Here is a 16941-nt window from a genome sequence, read left to right as displayed (position 1 = left end):
AGGACACCGTCGTTCCATGAGCACCGACTCGACCACCCCCGGCTCCGCGCAGGGCCTGCGCATCGGCACCGCCCCCGACTCCTGGGGCGTGTGGTTCCCCGACGACCCGGGCCAGATCCCGTGGCGCCGCTTCCTCGACGAGGTCGTCGCGGCGGGCTACGAGTGGATCGAGCTCGGTCCGTTCGGCTACCTGCCGACCGATCCGCACGAGCTCGAGGACGAGCTGGGCTCGCGCGGCCTGAAGCTCTCGGCCGGCACCGTCTTCACCGGTTTCCACAAGGGCGAGGACCAGTGGAAGCGCGCCTGGGACCAGGCCCTCGACGTCGCCGGCCTCGCCTCGAAGCTGGGCGCCGAGCACCTCGTCGTGATCCCGGACCTCTGGCGCTCGGACGCGACGACCGAGCTGCTCGAGTCGCGCACCCTCGACGACGAGCAGTGGGCGAAGCTCGCGGCGGGCCACGACCAGCTCGGCAAGGCACTGCTCGAGGAGTTCGGCATGAAGCAGCAGTTCCACTCGCACGCCGACAGCCACGTGGGCACCTACCGCGAGGTCGAGCGCTTCCTCTCCGAGACCGACGCCGCGTACACGAACCTCTGCCTCGACACCGGCCACTTCGCCTACTACCTCGGCGACAACGTGAAGCTCATCGAGGCGCACCCCGAGCGGATCGGCTACCTCCACCTCAAGCAGGTCGAGCCCGACATCCTCGCCGCCGCGCTCAAGAACGACACCCCGTTCGCCACCGCCGTCGCCCAGGGCGTCATGACGGAGCCGCCGCACGGCGTCCCCGCGTTCGCCCCGATCATCGAGGCGGTCGCGAAGATCGACCCGCAGATCTTCGCGATCGTCGAGCAGGACATGTACGGCGTCGACATCGACGTGCCCGGCCCGATCGCCGAGCGCACGTTCCGCCACATCTTCGGCTGCACCGCGATGGCCCGCGTCCGCTGACCCCGGCACCCCCGTTTCGAAGGAGAACCAGACCCATGACGCACACCACCACCCCCTCCGGCGACCTCCGCGTCGCCGTCGTCGGCGCCGGCATGATGGGCTCGGACCACGTCCGCCGCATCACGCAGAAGATCTCGAACGCCGCCGTCACCGCGATCATCGAGCCGTTCGAGGAGCGGGCGCAGGCCGCGGCCGCCCTCGCTCCCGGCTCGGTCGCCGTCGCGACCATCGAGGAGGCGATCGACCGCGACCTCATCGACGCCGTCGTCATCGCCACGCCCGGCCCGTACCACGTGCCCGTGCTGCTGCCCGCGCTCGAGGCGAAGCTCGCGATCCTCTGCGAGAAGCCGCTCACCGAGGACTCCGAGGACGCCCTGCGGATCCTCGAGGCCGAGCAGAAGCTCGACCGCCCGTACATCCAGGTCGGCTTCATGCGCCGCTTCGACGACGAGTACATCCAGCTGCAGGAGCTGATCCGCGGCGGCGAGCTCGGCGCTCTGCTGGGCACCCACCACCGCCACCGCAACGGCGCCGTGCCCGACACGTACACGAACTCGATGCTCATCAGCGACTCCGTCGTGCACGAGATCGACATCGTCAACTTCCTCACCGGGGAGAAGATCGTCGGCATCGAGGTGAAGAACCTCAAGCGCAACTCGCTCAACGCGTCGGGCTTCAACGATCCGATCCTCGCGCTGCTCTACACGGAGTCGGGCGTCCTCGCCGACGTCGAGATGAACGTGAACGTGCGCTTCGGCTACCAGGTGAGCACCGAGGCCGTGTTCGAGCAGGGCATCGCGAGCATCGGAGCCACGCGCGGCCTCGTCCAGCGCTTCGACGGCCGCATCTCGCAGGCCGAGAACCCCTCGTTCAAGGAGCGCTTCAGCGCCGCCTACGACGCCGAGTTCCAGGCCTGGGTCGACGCCGCGCGCGCCGGTCGCATCGGCGGCCCCTCGGCATGGGAGGGCTACCTCGCCACCGTCGCCGCCGAGGCGGGAGTGCGCGCGATCACGAACGGCACCCTCGAGTCCGTCGAGTACGTCGCCCAGCCCGCGTTCTACGCGTGAGGATCGGACCATGGTGAAGATCGCCCTCGACCCCACGCCCTTCCACAGCACGCACGAGCTGCTGGAGTTCCCGCGGCTCGTCGCCGACCTCGGCTACGAGTGGATGCAGCTGACGCCTCACCCCGACTTCATCCCGTTCCACCGCCGCGCCCGCGCCGACGACGAGCTGGTGGGCGCCCTGAAGAAGGCGGTGTCGGACGCCGGCATCGGCATCTGCGCGCTGCAGCCGGTGCTGCGCTGGTCGTCCCCCGACGAGTCGCTTCGCCAGTACGCGGTCAGCCACGCGAAGCGCGTGATCGAGATCGCGGTCGAGCTGGGCGTGCCGGTGATCAACACCGAGTTCAGCGGTCGACCCGAGGCGCAGGAGGAGTCCGAGAACTCCTTCTACCGCTCGATGGAGGAGCTCGTGCCGATCCTCGAGCGCGAGGGCGTGCGGATGAACATCGATCCGCACCCCGACGACTTCGTCGAGGAGGGCCGCGAGGCCCTGCGCGTGCTCCGGGGCGTCAACTCCCCCGCCATCGGCTTCGTCTACGTCGGCGCGCACAGCTTCCACCTGGGCGGTCTCGGCGGCGACGCCGAGGGCATCGTCGCGGCGGCCGGAGACAGGCTGGGCGCGGTCTTCGCGGCCGACACCTTCGACCACCACCGCTCCCACGGCCTCCGCTACATCTCGAACCCGCCCGGCAACGCCGCCCGCGTGCACCAGCACCTGGCCATCGGCGACGGCGACGTCGACTGGGAGCAGCTCTTCGCCGCCCTCGCGACGAACGGCTTCCTCGACCGCGAGGAGTCGATCCTGGTCTCGAACGTGTTCGCCGAGGACGAGACGGCCGAGGCCACGTCGCGCGCGCAGCTCGCGCGGATCACGGAGCTCGTCGCGGGGGCGCGCGGCTGAGGCGACCTGCAGGAGCGGGCGCGGGGACTCCTCAGCGCCCGCTCTGTCGTTTCCGCCGGCCGCGGGATAGTATGTAAGGACATTCTTACCGCTACTGAAGGAGCTCTTCCGTGCCTCTCGTCCGCATCGACCTCACCCGTGGCCGCAGCCGCGAGGGCGTCCGCGCCGTCGCCGACGCGATCCACACCGCCATCGTCGAGACCTACGGCATCCCGCCGCGCGATCGGTTCCAGATCATCACGCAGCACGAGCCCGGCGAGATCATCGCCGAGGACGCCGGGCTCGGCTTCGAGCGCGAGGCCGACGACGTGGTCGTCGTGCACGTCTTCACGCAGCGCGGCCGCTCCGACGAGATCAAGCAGCGGCTCTACTCCCGCATCGCCGAGCGCCTCGCCGAGGTCGGCGTCGACGGCAGCAGCGTCTTCATCGGCTACGTCGAGAACGGCCCGCAGGACTGGTCCTTCGGCTTCGGCGCGGCGCAGTACCTGACCGGCGAGCTCGCGGTGCCGCGCCCGGTCCCCGCCTCCGCGTAGGCGCCGTGCCCGCGAACCCGGTCGAGCGCGGCTCCGCGCTGACCGCGTGGGGGCAGGTGCTGCGCGATCTGCGGCGACGCCTCGACTCCGGCGAGCTGCCTCCGGGGGCGAGACTGCCCGCGGAGTCGCTCCTCGCCGAGCAGTGCGGGGCGAGCCGCGTCACGGTGCGGCGGGCGATCGCCGAGCTCGCCGCACAGGGCCGGGTCGTCACGCGGCCCGGCTCCGGCACCTACGCCGGGGCACGGAGGGACGCACGCGTGCGGCTCGACCTCTCGCTCCCCTGGCGCGAGCAGGTGCTCGGCGCCGGCCGCGAGGCGCGCACCGAGGCGCTGCCCGCTCCGCCGCTCCTCCTCCCGCCGAGCCTCGCTGCGCTCCTCGGCGCCGCCCCGACCGTCGGGCTGCTCGACGCAGGGAGCGGCCTGCACCTCGTCGACGGCCTGCCGATCGGGCTCACGGAGGCGTGGACCCCGTTCCGGCCCGCGGCGAGCGCCGTCGGGAGCGACGCCCGGCTCGTCGAGCACGGGGTGCTCGATCTCGACACGGCCTCGCGGGGGCAGGCGGCGGTCCTGCAGGTGCCGTCGGCGACTCCGCTGATCGTCGTGGCCGCGCGGAGCAGTCTCGCGGCGACCGGGGAGGCCGTCGCGTTCTCTCGGACCTGGTGGGTCGCCTCCCGCGTGCGCCTCGTGCAGTCGCGCGCCCTCTCGGCGGCGTCGAGCGACCTGCCCCGCGGTTGACGTCCGGGGCGCTCGCCCCCGCGGCTAGGGCCGCTCGCTCCCGACAGCCGGAGCACCTTCTCCGAGGGACCGGCCGCCGCCGACCTGTCCTCTCGAGCGGACCAATCGAGCCGCTTCGCCCCTTCCGAAACAGAATGTCCGGACATTCTATTGACGCTAGACCACGCGAGAACTAGCTTGAGCCCCGGCGATGACGCCACCACCGAGCGGAGCGATCCGCGCGGCGAACCCGAAGGGACACGACGAAGTGAAGCTCTCGAACACGACGCGGATCACCGGCGCACTCTCGCTCACCGCCTCCGCCGCCCTCCTCCTCACCGCCTGCACCGGCGGCGGCGCGGCCACGACGGACACCGCGGGCGGTCTGGCCGACGGACTCGGCAGCCGCGCCGAGAACCGCAACGCCTACTTCTTCACCTACTACAACCCGGCCAGCGACGTCTTCTGGGCGCAGATCGAGAAGGGCGCGTCCGACGCCGCCGAGCTCGGCGGCCTCGACCTCACCTCGCAGACCGCCGACGGCGACCCCGACAAGATGGTCGACCTGGTCAACACCGCCATCGCGACCGACCCGTCGCTGATCCTCATGCCGTTCAACGAGGGCGAGAAGTGGGTGCAGGTCGCCTGCGACGCGCACGACGCGGGCATCACGGTCATCGCCTACAACGTGCCGGCGCCCGAGTCCGCGGGCGACTGCGTCACCGGATTCGTGGGCCAGGACTTCCGCGAGGTCGGCACCATCGTGGGCGAGGCCCTGATCGAGCAGGTCGGCCTCGAGGACGGCGACGAGGTGCTGTTCGCCGCCGAGGAGCCCGACCAGAACTACGCGATCCAGCGCGGCGGAGGCGTCCAGGACGCCATCGACGCCGCCGGCATCGATGTGCAGGGCGAGTACCTCCGCACCACCGGCACCGACGCCGACGCGCTCGACGCGATGACCTCCTGGCTCACCGCGCACCCCGACGCGAAGGCCGTCGTCCCGCTGGGCGGCACCCCGCACCGCAACGCCGTCGCGGCCGAGGACGCCGCCGGCGTCGAGATCCCGATCATCGGCTTCGACACGTCGACCCAGGTCGTCGACGGCATCAAGTCGGGCCGCATCCTCGCGACCGCCGACCAGCAGGGCTACGTGCAGGGCTACCAGTCGGCGATGCAGGGCGTGCTGAACCTCGACTTCGGCCTCTCCCCCGCCAACATCAACTCCGGCGGGCTCGGCCTGATCACCAAGGACAACGTCGACCTGCTCGAGGCGAAGGACCTCCAGGGCATCCGCTACTGATGCCCGTGCCGCCGCGGGGGCCCTCCCGCGGCGGCACCCACCCTCCCCGCACCGATCGCGCCCGAGAAAGCCGAGCACCCGTGTCCTCCTCCGTCAGACCTCCCACCTCCGAACCCGTCCTCGTCGCGCCGCTCGCGACCCAGGGCATCCACCAGCCGCAGCCCGGACGCCGCCTGTCCGACAACGTGGCCGTCACCCGCGGTGACCGCCTCCGCGAGAACCTCCGCTACACCCGCGGCCGCGGCGCCCTCGAGATCGGCATCATCACCGCCGTCGTCTTCGTCGCCTTCTCGATCACGAGCCTGATCGCCCCGACCGCATTCCCGTTCCTCTCCGAGAGCAACCTCTCGGGCGTGATCTCGCAGTCGATCCCCGTCTACGCGATCCTCTCGATCGGCGCCGGCATCCTGATGATCACCGACGAGTTCGACCTGTCGCTCGGCGCCAACATCGGATTCTCGGCCATCGTCTTCATCCGGGTCACGGAGTCGGCGGGCTGGCCCGTCGGCGCCCTCGTCGGCATCGGCGCGGCGGTCAGCATCGCGCTGATCAACGGCGCCGTCGTGATCGCGACGAAGATCCCCTCCTTCATCGCCACCCTGGGCCTGGGCTTCTTCTGGCTCGGCGCGAGCTACTTCGTCAACGGCACCGCCCCGGCCGTCCTCTCCTCGGACGAGGGCCTCAAGACGCTGTTCGCCGGCGACTTCGGCTTCTTCCGGTCGCAGCTGATCTGGATGACCGTCATCGGGGTCGTCGCCTGGGTGTTCCTGCACCGCCACAAGGTGGGCAACCACCTCTTCGCTGTCGGCGGCAACGCGGCCGCGGCGAAGGCCATCTCGATCAACCCGGTCAAGGTGAAGCTGCTGGCCTTCGCGCTGCTGGGCCTCATGGTCGGCATCGCCGCGATCCTCATCTCAGTCCGCACCAGCGCGATGCAGCCCGGAACCACCCAGGACTACACGCTGCTCGCCATCGCCGGCGCGGTCGTCGGCGGCTGCTCGCTGAACGGCGGACGCGGCTCCATCACCGGCATGATCGTGGGCGCCGCCCTCATCCAGCTCATCCAGAACGGCCTCATCCTCGCGAAGGCCCCCGGCTTCTACGTGCAGCTCTTCGTCGGGCTCCTCATCGTGGTCGCCGCCGTGTTCAACAAGCTCATGGAAGGGAAGGCGTCATGACCGACACCTCCACCGCCGGGATCCTCACCGAGGCCGCGCGAGCGGGCCACCTCGACGATCCGCTCCTCCGCGTCGAGGGCATCACCAAGAAGTACGGGCAGAACACCGTGCTGAACGACGTCTCGTTCGACATCGGCAAGAGCGAGGTCGTGGGCCTGCTCGGCGACAACGGCGCCGGCAAGTCCACTCTCGTGAAGATCCTGTCCGGGGTCGTCCCGATGACCTCGGGCGACTACTCCTGGGACGGCGTGCTGCAGCCCAAAGTCGATCGCTCGGTCACCGAGTCGCTCGGAGTCGAGACGATCTTCCAGGACTCGGCCCTCGTGCCGACCATGTCGATCAGCCGCAACATCTTCATGGGACGCGAGATCACCAACCGCTTCGGCTTCATGAAGATGAAGGAGATGGACGCGATCGCGACCGAGATCCTCGACACGGTCGTCACCATCGAGGGCATCAAGAGCTCGCGCCAGCTGGTCGCCTCGCTCTCGGGCGGTCAGGCGCAGGCCGTCGCGATCGCGCGGGCCGTGCACTTCAAGCGCAGCCTGCTCATCCTCGACGAGCCCACCTCCGCCCTCGCGGTGCGGGCGACGGAGGCGCTGCTGAACTACCTGCGCCAGCTCAAGACGGAGGGGGTCAGCTCGATCCTCGTGACCCACAACCTCCACCACGCCTACCAGGTCTGCGACCGGCACATCGTGATGAACCACGGCCGCAAGATCCTCGACGTGCGCCGCGAGGACACCTCGGTCGAGGAGCTCACCGCCGCGGTCGTCGAGGGCGCCGAGGGCGTGCGCCGCTTCCGCGAGGGCGCGCCGCTCACGCAGACGGCCTGATCGCCACCTCGCCGCTCCTGCCGCCCCCCGCCACTCAGGCGGACGGGCGGCAGCTGCATTCCCGGGGGGGAGTGCTCGTTCTGCCGGCCCCTCGCCGTCCACGGGTCGGCGCGCTGCTCGAGTGGACGCATCCACCGGCCCCGACCCGGCGCCCTGAGCGGCTCCGAGCGGTAGGCCCTCCGGAGCGGGCCCGGGAGGTGCTCGGAGCGTGACCCGACGCGGGTCGGGGCCTGGGGACGGCGGTCACCCCGTTTCGCGCCCACTCGCCGGTCCTGTTGGGGCGGCCTCAGCTCCGCAGCGTCTGACTCGGCTTCTCCCCGAAGCGCGCCTGGTAGGTGCTCGCGAAGCGCCCGAGGTTGCCGAAGCCCCATTCGCGCGCCACGGCGGCGACCGTCGTCGAGCACGGGTCGCCCGCGACGAGATCGGTGCGCGCGCGGTCGAGGCGCACGTCGCGCAGGTAGACCGACGGCGAGACCCCGAGGTGCCGCTGCGTCGCCTGCTGCAGGGTGCGCGTGTGCAGGCCGGCCGCACGGGCGGCGTCGGCCGGAGTGATCGGGTCGCGGGCGTGGTGCTGCAGGAAGTCGAGCGCCACGCGGGTCCGCGAGGCGGACGGGCGGCGGAGGATCTCGGGCACGTCCCATGCGCGCCACGGGAACAGCGCCAGCAGCGCCCGGGCGAGGTTCAGCTCGGCCGTGAAGCGCACGAGCGGAGCGGTCGCCGCGGCGGCCAGCGCCGACGACGCCTCCGACACCGCGGTGCGCCAGCGCGCGAGCACGCTCGGATCGGGGTCGGCCTCGTGATCGAACGAGACCGGCCGGCGCGGGCCGGCGTGCGACTCCGTGGCGACGTCCTCGAGGAACGCCGGGGCGAAGTGGATCAGGTTCTGCCGGTGCGGCAGGAAGTCGAGGCCGAAGTGGCGCTCGGCGGGGAAGAGGAACGGCGCCGACGCCGCTCCGGTGCGGGTGAAGGGGCGCAGGGTGAGCGCGCCGCCGCCCGCGCGGAACCAGCCGACGACGTACTCGCGCAGGTGCGGCACCTCGCCCGAGAGGGCACCGGCGCAGTCGGAGGTGCGCAGCGTCACGCGCTCGCTCCCGCGGAACGCGTAGCGGAACGAGAACGCGCCGGCTCCCGGAGCGACGCGGAAGCGCCCTCCGCCGTACGCGTCGGCGTAGACGGCCGACGCCGCCTCGGGATCGACGCCCGTCACCTCGAAGCGCCGCTCGGCGCCTCCCGTCGCATCGGAGGAGGAGCCGAAGGGGCTGCCCGTCGTGAACGTCGACCCGCTCATGACGGCCGCCCGGGCCGGCCGAAGGGGGTGTGTCGCATGGAGGGACCTCGCTGTGTCGTGAGCCCGACGGCCCGGCCCCGGTCGGGGTCCGCGTGCACGTCGACTGCTATTCAGACGCGTTCGGGGGGCGTTTCGTCACGATTCCGTCGCCTGAGAAGTCCCTCCACAGTGAGCGGGACGGCCAGTTCGTGCGCCGAGCGGCCATCCCACGGGCTCCCTGGCCTCGAGCCTGGTAGGCATTCCCTCTGGGCCGCGCACCGGCCCGATCCGCGGGCGCCGCCCGTGGGACGACGTCCCGGACCACGACGCCCGGACGCCGGCAGCGACCCGACGGCAGGAGGCGATCATCGACGACGACCCCCTCCTGCACGCCTCGGACGCCACCCTCGCCGCCCGCGCGGTCGACGGCGACATCGCCGCGTTCGAGCAGCTCGCCCGCCGCCACGGCGCCCTGATGCGGGTCTACGCCGCGAAGCTCCTCGGCTCCGACGTCGAATCCGACGACGTGGTGCAGGAGGCGTTCCTCACCGGCTGGCGCCGCCTGGCCGATCTCGACAGCCCGGCGAACATCCGCAACTGGCTGATGCGCATCGTGACGCACAAGGCGATCGACCGGATCCGCGTCCGCCGCCGCCATGACGACATCGACGACTGGGACCCGCCCGCTCCCGCCGAGCACTCCCCCGAGCGCATCGTCGAGGCCCGCCTCCAGCTGGACGCCGTCTGGGAGGCACTGGACCGATTGCCCGCCGATCAGCGACGCTGTTGGTTGCTCCGCGAGACCGCCGGCTACAGCTACCAGGAGATCGCCGACGCTCTCGACCTCCCCGTCTCGACGGTCCGCGGCCTCCTCTCCCGCGCTCGACGATTCCTGCTCCACGAACTGGAGGCATGGCGATGAACCCCGACGACGCCGTGCCCGACGACGACCTCGACGGCCACACGCTGGACGAGCTCGGCGAGTACCTCGACCGCGGACGCACCCCGCTCGACCCCTCGATCGAGAACTCCGCCGCCTGCCGCCTCGCGCTGGCGAACCTCACCCGCCTGACCGAGCTGTCGGCGAGCGCCCTGCGGAGCCGGGCCGACCGCGAGCCCGACCGCGACGACGTCTGGATCGCGGGGCTGCTCGACGCGATCCGCTCCGAGGTGCGCTCCGGACGCGACGTGCCGATCGGCCACCCGGATCCCACGCTGCGCCTGGCCCTCACCGAGGCCGCCGTCCGCGGCATGATCCGCCGCGCCGGCGACACGATGGGCGGCGTGATCATGGGCCGCTGCACGCTCGACGGCGACGTGGCGACGCCCGGCGCGCCCGTCCGGGTCGACGTGACCTGCGCCCTCGAGTTCGGCCTGTCGGTCGACGAGGCCGCCGATCGGCTCCGCGAGCGCATCCGCTACGCCCTCGAGCGCCACACCGACCTCGTCGTCACCGAGATCGACGTCACCGTCGACGACGTCTACGCCCGCCGGGAGGACCGACCGTGACCGACGACACCGCGCTCTCGCAGCGCCTCACCGCCGCTGTCCGCGACGCGGAGGGCGTGGTCGGCGTGTACCCCGCGCAGCCGCTGCTCGAGGCGGCCGCCGACGCGCTCGCCGTGACGCTCTCGCTCCGCCAGCCCGACGTGCTGGTCGACATCGACCGGTCGGAGGGGTTCACGACGGTCAGCGCGCACATCGCCACCTCCTCGGCGCTGCCCGCTCCGGAGATCCTGCGCGCGGTCGGCGAGCTGCTGCACGGGATGCTCCGGGAGGAGCCGAGCGTGACCGGTCCGCTCGCCGTCAACGTGAAGGTGCGCCTGATCGAGGACTCGGGACGCGCGGAGGAGTAGCGCCCGGCGCGGTCAGAGCGGGAACGCGACCCCGCTCATCCGCTCGGACGCGGCCCACAGGCGGGACGCGAGCGCTTCGTCGCGGGCCTGCCGCGACCGGCCGATGAGCTGAGCCCCTCCGCGCATGTGCAGGAACCGCTCCGGGCCGGTGAACGCGCCGGGCGGCACGTCCCCGGTGGCGGCGAGCAGCACGGGCAGAGCGCCGTCCTCCGGGCTCTGCGCGAGCAGGACGGTGAGGCGCGCCGCGATCCCCGTCGCGCGCCCGGTCATGCCCGTGGCGACGAAGCCCGGATGGGCGGCCACTGCGAGGACGGGCGATCCCACCCCGGTGAGCCTCCGCTGCAGCTCGGCCGTGAAGAGCAGCCCGGCGAGCTTCGACGTCGCGTAGACGCGCGACTCCCGGTACCGGGTCCGCTCGGTGCTCAGATCGTCGAGGTCGAGGCGCCCCATCCGCTCGGCCTGCGACGCGAGCGACACCACGCGCCCCGTGATCCGCGGCAGGAGCAGGTTGGTGAGCGCGAACGGGCCGAGGTGGTTGGTGCCGAACTGCAGCTCGACGCCGTCCACCGTGCTCTCGCGCTGGGCGGTCGAGACTCCGGCGTTGTTGATCAGCACGTCGATCGGTCCGCTCCACTCCTCGGCGAAGCGGTGGATCGACGCGAGGTCGGCGAGGTCGAGGCGGCGTACGAGGGTGTCACCGGCGATCGCGGCGGCGACGCCCTCGCCCTTCGCCGTGTCGCGGACCGCGAGCACGACTCGCGCACCGGCCGCCGCCAGGGCGCGGGCGGTGGCGAGGCCGATCCCGCTGGTGGCGCCGGTGACGACGACGGTGCGGCCGGACTGGTCGGGAGGAGTGGAGGTCATGGGGCGAGACTAGGCACTGCCTAGAATCTAGTCAATGCCTAGCAGTACGATCGACGGGTGACTCCGCCCTTCCACCACGGCAACCTCCGCGCGGAGCTGCTCGAGCAGGCCGAGACGCTGCTGCGCACCGACGGCGTCGACGCGCTGTCGCTCCGCGAGCTCGCCCGGCGGGCCGGCGTCAGCCACGGGGCCCCGCGGAGCCACTTCGTCGACCGGCAGGCGCTGCTCGACGCGCTCGCCGTGCGCGGGTTCGACCGGCTCACGGAGGCGGTGCACGCGGCCGTCGAGTCGCCCGGCGCGTTCCCGGAGCGGTTCCGCCGCGTCGGCCGCGCCCATGTCGCCTTCGCGGTCGAGCACGCCGCACTGATGGAGCTCATGTTCCGGCTCGCCGCCGACGAGGGGCCGGTGCGGGAGGCGTCCGCGCGGCTCTTCCAGGTGCTCGACGGCGCCCTCACCGTCGAGCCGTCGGGCGACGCCGGTGCTCGCGAGCGCTTCCAGCTCCTCTTCGCGGCGTCGGTGCAGGGCACGGCCGCACTCGTGATCGCGCAGCGCGTCACGCCGGAGCAGGGCCAGGTGCTGATCGACGACGCGACCGACGCCCTGCTCGGCTCGGAGCTGTGGGAGCGCGTGCAGCGCTGAACGCGGCCCGCGCCACCGGCGATCCGTCACGGACGGCCGCATGATCCGCCGATCGGCGGCCGTTCGCGACGTGTCGATCGACCCCCGCGGCACCCTGCCGGTCGAGTAGCCGCCGCAGGCGGCGCATCGAGACCGCCGGCGGGTCAGGACGACTGCCGGACGACCAGCCGGTGCGAGAGGGCCACGGTGCGCGTGACTCCCGCGGTGTCCCCGTCGAGCCGCTCGAGCAGGAGGCGGGCGCACGCGCGCCCGATCTCGCGAGCGGGGTTCTCGACCGTGGTGAGCGCCGGGTTCACCAGCGAGGCGGCGTCGATGTCGTCGTAGCCGGTCACGGCGAGGTCCTCGGGGACCCGCAGTCCCCTCTCCCGGGCGGCGTCGAGGACTCCGATGGCGATGAGGTCGTTGGCGGCGACGATCGCATCGGGGCGATCGGCTCCCTCCAGGAGCGCCGCGGCGCCCGCACGACCGCCTTCGCGCGTGAACGACTCGAAGCGGATGTCGCTCGCGACGATCGGGCGACCGGCGTCCCCGTGGGCCCGCTCGAAGCCCTGGAGCCGCTCGGTGGTGGTCGTCGCGTTCTCGTCGCCGCCGACGAAGGCGATCCTCCGGTAGCCGCGACCGAGCAGGTGCTCGGTGACGGCGCGCACGCCCTCGGCGTCGTCGGTGTGCACGACGTCCCCGCCGGAGGCGACGGTGCGACCGAGCGTGACGAACGGGATGCCGGCCGAGCTCAGCTCCTGCAGGATCGTCGCGGTGATGCCGTACGGCGCGGCGACCACCCCGTCGACCCGGCGCGAGATCAGCTGGCGGAGCGTCGCCTCCGATCGGCCGATCCCGCTCGAGTCGGTGATGCTGAGGAAGAGCCCCCGGGGCACGAGCACGTCCTGCATCCCGCCGGCGACCAGGGGGTAGAAGGGGTTCTCGAGGGTCGGCACGACCAGGGCGATCGTGTTCGTGCGTCCCGAGCGCAGCTGGGCGGCTCCGGGGTGGGCGCTGTAGCCGAGCTCCGCGATCGCCGCCTCGACACGGAGGCGGGTGGCCGGTGCGACCGGCCGGTTCCGCGAGAGGACGTGCGAGACCGTGGACACGCTGACGCCGGCCGCAGCGGCGACGTCCCTGATTCCCGCCATCGCGTGTCCCCCCGACGTCGAAAGCGTGTGCATCGGCGCGGGGTGGCGTGCACGCATCCGCACCGAAGTCTTCGCAGAGTAGCGCTTCGCAGTCCTCGCTCACGGGTACGCTCACTCAAAACGTTTTGCACAGGCGGAGGATCATGACGAAGGACCGCGCACGCGGCTCCCTGCTGGGGCTCGCCATCGGCGATGCCATGGGGGCCCCGACCGAGGGCATGACCCTCTTCGCCATCCGTGAGCGATGGGGGCGGGTGACGACCTTCCTCGAGGAGGACGCCGCCGGCACCGACGACACTGAGTACGCCGTGCTGACCGCGCAGAGCGTGCTGGCCGGCGGCGCCGGGATGACGTCCGACGACGTCGCCCGCGCTTGGCTCACCGCGCTGGAGGTGCAGAAGGCCGGCTTCCACGGGGCGGGCTTCAGCGAGATGATCGCGCTGGCGAACCTGCAGGCGGGGCTCCGTCCGCCGGTCAGCGGGCAGCGCAACTCCGAGATGTGGAGCGACGGAGCGGCGATGCGCGCGGCTCCGATCGGGATCTACGCCGCGGGGGATCCGGCGCTCGCCCGCCGCCTCGCCGTCGTCGACGCCCGGGTGAGCCACGACCGCGACGGCGTCTTCTGCGCCGAGTCGATCGCGGCGGGCGTCGCCGTCGCCATGGTCGCGGACTCGATCGATCCGGTCCTCGAGGCGATGCTGGACGCCCTCCCCGCCGACTCGTGGTCGCTGCGGCTGGTGCGGCGGGCGCTCGACGTCGCCGCCTCCGCCTCGTCGGTCGAGGCCGCGGAGGAGGAGCTGTTCGAGAGGATCCCGCTCCGGCAGTACATGTGGGCGGACGCCGCCCCCGAGGCCCTGGCGCTCACGATGGGGCTGCTGCAGGCCACCCGGGGGTCGCTCGCGGTCATCGAGTCGGGCGTCAACATCGGGCGCGACTCCGACACGATCGCCGCCATGGGCGGAGCGGTCGCCGGTGCCCTCCACGGAGCCGGCGCCCTCGACCCCGCACTGGTCGCCCAGGTGAGGTCGGTCGCCGGCCGTTGCATCGAGGCGACCGCAGGGACGGACCTCGTCGACCTCGCCGACGCCCTCGTCGACCGGTCGACCGCCGACAGGAGGATCGCCGCATGACCACCGATCGAGAGCGGCGCGCCGTCGCCGCCGTGCACGGCCTCGCCCTCGGCGACGCCCTCGGAGCCCCCGCCAGCGAGCACCGCACCCTCCACGACCCCTTCGTGCGCCAGACCCTGCGCCGCGGTCGCGCGGAGCTCGACGCGGAGCTGGTGCTCCGGCCCGTCGTCCCGTTCGTCCTCAGCGCCCTCGGCACGCAGTCGCTCGTCGGCACCGACGACACCGAGCTCTTCGCGGTCGCCGCGCTCGCGATCCTCGAGGCGGGGCCGTCGGACGCGAGCGCCCTCTTCGCGAGCTGGCGCCGCCTGATGTCCGTCGACGGCACCTGGACCGGCACCGCGCAGCGCTCGGCCCTGCTCAACGCCGACGAGGGCCTCCTGCCGCCGCTGACCGGGCGCGACAACCCCGCCTTCTACGACGACACGGCCCTCCCGGGCGCACTCGCCGCCGCCGTCGCGAGCGACGACCCGGCGGAGGCGTCCGCTCTCGCCCGCACGCTCGCCGAGATCACTCACGACGGCGTCGGAGTGGACGCGGCCGGGCTGTTCGCCGCGGTCGTCTCGCGCGCCCTGCGCGGGGAGTCCCTCGGCACAGCGCTGGACGCCGAGCTGGCGTCGTCCGACCTGGACGACTGGCTGCTCGACGGCATCGCCGACGCCCGCCGCATCCTGGACGAGCACGCGACGACGTTCGCGGCGGTCCCCGCGCTGGTCGCGCGCTTCGCCCCGCGCACCTACAGCCACCCGGGCACGGTGACGGAGACGCTCCCCCTCGCGCTCGCTCTGGCCGAGCGGGCGGACGGTGACCACGAGCGCGCGATACCTCTCGCCTTCTCGATCACGCGGCACCAGGACAGCCTGCCGGCGCTCGTGGGAGCCCTCTGCGGCGCGGTCGGCAGTGCGGTCGACGCGGGGCCGGTCGACGTCGTGAGCGGAGTGACCATCCCCTCGGTCGCCGGCCGCTCGCTCCGGGACCTCGCGGCCTCGCTCCTCGCCTCGAGTCCGGCGCACGGAGCCTGACCGAGTGAGGGGTCGGCGGACTCCCGCCGGCGGAGCGCTCTCGGGCAGGTCGATCCGTCGCGCAGGGCCGCGTGATCCCGCGATCGGCGGCCGGTGCGACCTCTCGGTCAGCCCTCTGCGACGGATCGCGCGCGGGAGGCGGCTCCGCCTCTGGCGCGGGTCAGAACAGGCGGACCGCGTCGGAAGGCTCGTCCAAGCCGCGCACCAGCACCGGGATCCGCTTCCGGAAGGCGAAGAACCCGCGCGACGCCGAGGGCCACGCGGTGCCGTCCCATCGGCGTCGCACGGTGACGAGCGCGACTCCCTCGCCCCCGAGGGCGGGGCGGAGTGCGTCCAGCCGCTCGCGGACGGGACCGACCGGTGCGTACGGGACCACCACGGAGTCGAGCCGCTCGGACGTCGCCCACTCGACGACCGTCGCGGGACGCGCATCGGCCAGCAGCCGGGCCGGCCGGCCATCTGCGTCCTGCGCACGGGACGCGGCGTCGGCGAGTGCCGCTCCGGTGAAGGCCTGCACCGCCTCCGACACCGCGAGCGGGGAGCGCTCCTCCGCCTCGGCGGCCGCAGCGCTCGCCACGATCCGGTCCGCCAGGCCGGGCTGCTCGGCGAGGAGGCTCTCGGCGTCGAGGTCCTCCTCGTGCAGCAGGAGGCCGGGGCGGGCGCCGACGGTCCCGACGACGTCGTCCGAGCCGATCGCCTCCCGGGGCGGGAAGTGCTCCTCGACCAGCGCGGGAGCGGTGGTGGCGAGGCCCTGCGGAGAGAAGCGCCCGTCGGTGTACCGCGCGATGTTGGAGGCGGACGCCAGGTAGGTCTTGCCCGGTGTCTGGAGGCCGGCGACCCACCTCCACGACAGCGTGTTCGACGCGGCGTCGCCGTCGAGCAGGTGCCGGTAGAAGAAGTCGGCGCCGAGCTGCCAGGGCAGCTCGAGGGTGAAGATCCAGATGCTCGCGAACCACATGCGTGTGTGATTGTGGAGGTAGCCGGTCTCGACGAGCTCGCGAACCCACGCGTCCATCGCGTCGATACCGCTCCGCCCGCCGATCGCGTCGCGGTACCCCGACGGGAGGCCGGCCGCGGCGAGCTCGTCCACCTCGCGGCGGTAGCGGCGCCACACCTCCGGGTTCTGCTCCAGCCAGCCCTTCCAGTAGGTGCGCCAGAACACCTCCTGCACGAACTTCTCGGCGGCGGTCAACCGGTGGCGCGCGAGGACTGCGGCGACGACCTCCCGCTCGGTCACGAGCCGGTGGCGGAGGTACGGGGAGAGCCCGGAAACGTTGTCGCGCGACGATCCGAGGTCGTGGTTGCGGTCGCGGGCGTAGGCGCCGCCGGCGCGGGGGACGAACTCGGCGAGCGCGTCGAGCCCGGCGGCTCGGGTCGGGAGGAACATCGCCCCATCATGGGGGGCGTCGCGGTGCGGAGACTGACAGCGGGCGACCGCGTGGCTCGTGTGCCCGCGGTCCTCCCGGTCCTCCCGGGCCTCCCGGTCCTCCAGAAGTTGCGGGAAGCGTGAGCAGTTACCGCAACTTCTGGAGAAGCGCGCAGGCCGCTTCTGAAGGAGG

Annotated in this window: 18 protein-coding genes; 14 read left to right on the top strand and 4 right to left on the bottom strand. The window is 72.6% G+C overall.

All coding sequences use genetic code 11. The features are described from left to right. Positions 1-16: 16 nt before the first annotated feature. The 8 genes from ASF48_RS00885 to ASF48_RS00850 all read left to right on the top strand — a co-directional run bounded on the left by ASF48_RS00885 (position 17) and on the right by ASF48_RS00850 (position 7477). Positions 17-952: a sugar phosphate isomerase/epimerase family protein gene (locus ASF48_RS00885; protein WP_055784982.1), complete on the top strand. Its 936-nt coding sequence runs from the start codon at positions 17-19 to the stop codon at positions 950-952. A 35-nt stretch (positions 953-987) separates the two neighbouring features. Continuing rightward, positions 988-2019 carry a Gfo/Idh/MocA family protein gene (locus ASF48_RS00880; protein WP_055784978.1) on the top strand — a complete coding sequence of 344 codons (1032 nt, stop codon included), beginning with the start codon at positions 988-990 and terminating at the stop codon, positions 2017-2019. Between the two features lie 13 nt (positions 2020-2032). Beyond that, positions 2033-2917 (top strand): sugar phosphate isomerase/epimerase family protein, encoded by an 885-nt coding sequence (locus ASF48_RS00875; RefSeq protein WP_055788679.1) that lies wholly within the window; start codon positions 2033-2035, stop codon positions 2915-2917. Positions 2918-3027: 110 nt separating this feature from the next. Then, positions 3028-3450: a tautomerase family protein gene (locus tag ASF48_RS00870; protein WP_055784974.1), complete on the top strand. Its 423-nt coding sequence runs from the start codon at positions 3028-3030 to the stop codon at positions 3448-3450. Between the two features lie 5 nt (positions 3451-3455). Next, positions 3456-4184: a GntR family transcriptional regulator gene (locus tag ASF48_RS00865; RefSeq protein WP_055784971.1), complete on the top strand. Its 729-nt coding sequence runs from the start codon at positions 3456-3458 to the stop codon at positions 4182-4184. Positions 4185-4374: 190 nt separating this feature from the next. Next, entirely contained in the window at positions 4375-5463 is a 1089-nt protein-coding gene (locus ASF48_RS00860; RefSeq protein ID WP_082480890.1) for a substrate-binding domain-containing protein, read from the top strand. Positions 5464-5543: 80 nt separating this feature from the next. Continuing rightward, on the top strand, positions 5544-6641 hold the full coding sequence (locus ASF48_RS00855) for an ABC transporter permease (RefSeq protein WP_055784966.1): 1098 nt from the start codon (positions 5544-5546) through the stop codon (positions 6639-6641). Beyond that, positions 6638-7477, top strand: coding sequence for an ATP-binding cassette domain-containing protein (locus ASF48_RS00850; protein WP_082480888.1), 840 nt, complete (start codon positions 6638-6640; stop codon positions 7475-7477). Before ASF48_RS00855 ends, ASF48_RS00850 begins: the two co-directional genes overlap by 4 nt. 286 nt (positions 7478-7763) lie before the next feature. Here the strand turns inward: ASF48_RS00850 and ASF48_RS00845 are convergent, their stop codons facing one another. Beyond that, positions 7764-8765: a helix-turn-helix transcriptional regulator gene (locus ASF48_RS00845; RefSeq protein WP_055784963.1), complete on the bottom strand. Its 1002-nt coding sequence runs from the start codon at positions 8763-8765 to the stop codon at positions 7764-7766. 343 nt (positions 8766-9108) lie between these two features. On the opposite strand from ASF48_RS00845, the gene ASF48_RS00840 reads away from it, so the two are divergent. The 3 genes from ASF48_RS00840 to ASF48_RS00830 are packed head-to-tail and all read left to right on the top strand — an operon-like array spanning position 9109 to position 10600. After that, complete coding sequence (locus ASF48_RS00840) at positions 9109-9666, top strand: RNA polymerase sigma factor (RefSeq protein WP_055784961.1); 558 nt, start codon at positions 9109-9111, stop codon at positions 9664-9666. After that, on the top strand, positions 9663-10253 hold the full coding sequence (locus tag ASF48_RS00835; RefSeq protein WP_162238011.1) for an Asp23/Gls24 family envelope stress response protein: 591 nt from the start codon (positions 9663-9665) through the stop codon (positions 10251-10253). The genes ASF48_RS00840 and ASF48_RS00835 overlap by 4 nt, the downstream gene beginning before the upstream one ends. Beyond that, a complete protein-coding gene (locus ASF48_RS00830) occupies positions 10250-10600 on the top strand; it encodes a hypothetical protein (protein WP_055784955.1) in 351 nt (116 codons plus the stop codon). Before ASF48_RS00835 ends, ASF48_RS00830 begins: the two co-directional genes overlap by 4 nt. A gap of 12 nt (positions 10601-10612) precedes the next feature. Here ASF48_RS00830 and ASF48_RS00825 read toward each other — a convergent pair whose 3' ends face one another. Continuing rightward, positions 10613-11464, bottom strand: coding sequence for an oxidoreductase (locus tag ASF48_RS00825; protein ID WP_055784951.1), 852 nt, complete (start codon positions 11462-11464; stop codon positions 10613-10615). A 57-nt stretch (positions 11465-11521) separates the two neighbouring features. Here ASF48_RS00825 and ASF48_RS00820 point away from each other — a divergent pair, with 57 nt between their 5' ends. Then, complete coding sequence (locus tag ASF48_RS00820; RefSeq protein ID WP_055784948.1) at positions 11522-12103, top strand: TetR/AcrR family transcriptional regulator; 582 nt, start codon at positions 11522-11524, stop codon at positions 12101-12103. 143 nt (positions 12104-12246) lie between these two features. On the opposite strand, the gene ASF48_RS00815 is transcribed toward ASF48_RS00820, so the two are convergent. Next, positions 12247-13233 (bottom strand): LacI family DNA-binding transcriptional regulator, encoded by a 987-nt coding sequence (locus ASF48_RS00815; RefSeq protein WP_055784945.1) that lies wholly within the window; start codon positions 13231-13233, stop codon positions 12247-12249. Between the two features lie 143 nt (positions 13234-13376). On the opposite strand from ASF48_RS00815, the gene ASF48_RS00810 reads away from it, so the two are divergent. Beyond that, positions 13377-14363, top strand: a complete 987-nt coding sequence (locus tag ASF48_RS00810) for an ADP-ribosylglycohydrolase family protein (protein ID WP_055784942.1) — start codon at positions 13377-13379, stop codon at positions 14361-14363. Then, positions 14360-15382, top strand: a complete 1023-nt coding sequence (locus ASF48_RS00805) for an ADP-ribosylglycohydrolase family protein (protein WP_055784939.1) — start codon at positions 14360-14362, stop codon at positions 15380-15382. Before ASF48_RS00810 ends, ASF48_RS00805 begins: the two co-directional genes overlap by 4 nt. 160 nt (positions 15383-15542) lie before the next feature. On the opposite strand, the gene ASF48_RS00800 is transcribed toward ASF48_RS00805, so the two are convergent. After that, entirely contained in the window at positions 15543-16769 is a 1227-nt protein-coding gene (locus tag ASF48_RS00800; protein ID WP_055784936.1) for an FAD-binding domain-containing protein, read from the bottom strand. Between the last annotated feature and the right edge of the window lie 172 nt (positions 16770-16941).

It is taken from the genome of Rathayibacter sp. Leaf299 (assembly GCF_001423055.1).
Classification (GTDB): domain Bacteria; phylum Actinomycetota; class Actinomycetes; order Actinomycetales; family Microbacteriaceae; genus Rathayibacter; species Rathayibacter caricis.
This window is presented reverse-complemented; position numbering and strand designations above follow the sequence as displayed.

Excerpts from the sequence above, each read along its gene's own strand:
- ASF48_RS00880 (WP_055784978.1), top strand. The coding sequence starts at position 988 with ATGACGCACACCACCACCCCCTCCGGCGACCTCCGCGTCGCCGTCGTC.
- ASF48_RS00850 (WP_082480888.1), top strand. The coding sequence starts at position 6,638 with ATGACCGACACCTCCACCGCCGGGATCCTCACCGAGGCCGCGCGAGCG.
- ASF48_RS00805 (WP_055784939.1), top strand. The coding sequence starts at position 14,360 with ATGACCACCGATCGAGAGCGGCGCGCCGTCGCCGCCGTGCACGGCCTC.
- ASF48_RS00845 (WP_055784963.1), bottom strand. The coding sequence starts at position 8,765 with ATGAGCGGGTCGACGTTCACGACGGGCAGCCCCTTCGGCTCCTCCTCC.
- ASF48_RS00810 (WP_055784942.1), top strand. The coding sequence starts at position 13,377 with ATGACGAAGGACCGCGCACGCGGCTCCCTGCTGGGGCTCGCCATCGGC.
- ASF48_RS00825 (WP_055784951.1), bottom strand. The coding sequence starts at position 11,464 with ATGACCTCCACTCCTCCCGACCAGTCCGGCCGCACCGTCGTCGTCACC.
- ASF48_RS00860 (WP_082480890.1), top strand. The coding sequence starts at position 4,375 with ATGACGCCACCACCGAGCGGAGCGATCCGCGCGGCGAACCCGAAGGGA.
- ASF48_RS00835 (WP_162238011.1), top strand. The coding sequence starts at position 9,663 with ATGAACCCCGACGACGCCGTGCCCGACGACGACCTCGACGGCCACACG.
- ASF48_RS00800 (WP_055784936.1), bottom strand. The coding sequence starts at position 16,769 with ATGTTCCTCCCGACCCGAGCCGCCGGGCTCGACGCGCTCGCCGAGTTC.
- ASF48_RS00815 (WP_055784945.1), bottom strand. The coding sequence starts at position 13,233 with ATGGCGGGAATCAGGGACGTCGCCGCTGCGGCCGGCGTCAGCGTGTCC.
- ASF48_RS00885 (WP_055784982.1), top strand. The coding sequence starts at position 17 with ATGAGCACCGACTCGACCACCCCCGGCTCCGCGCAGGGCCTGCGCATC.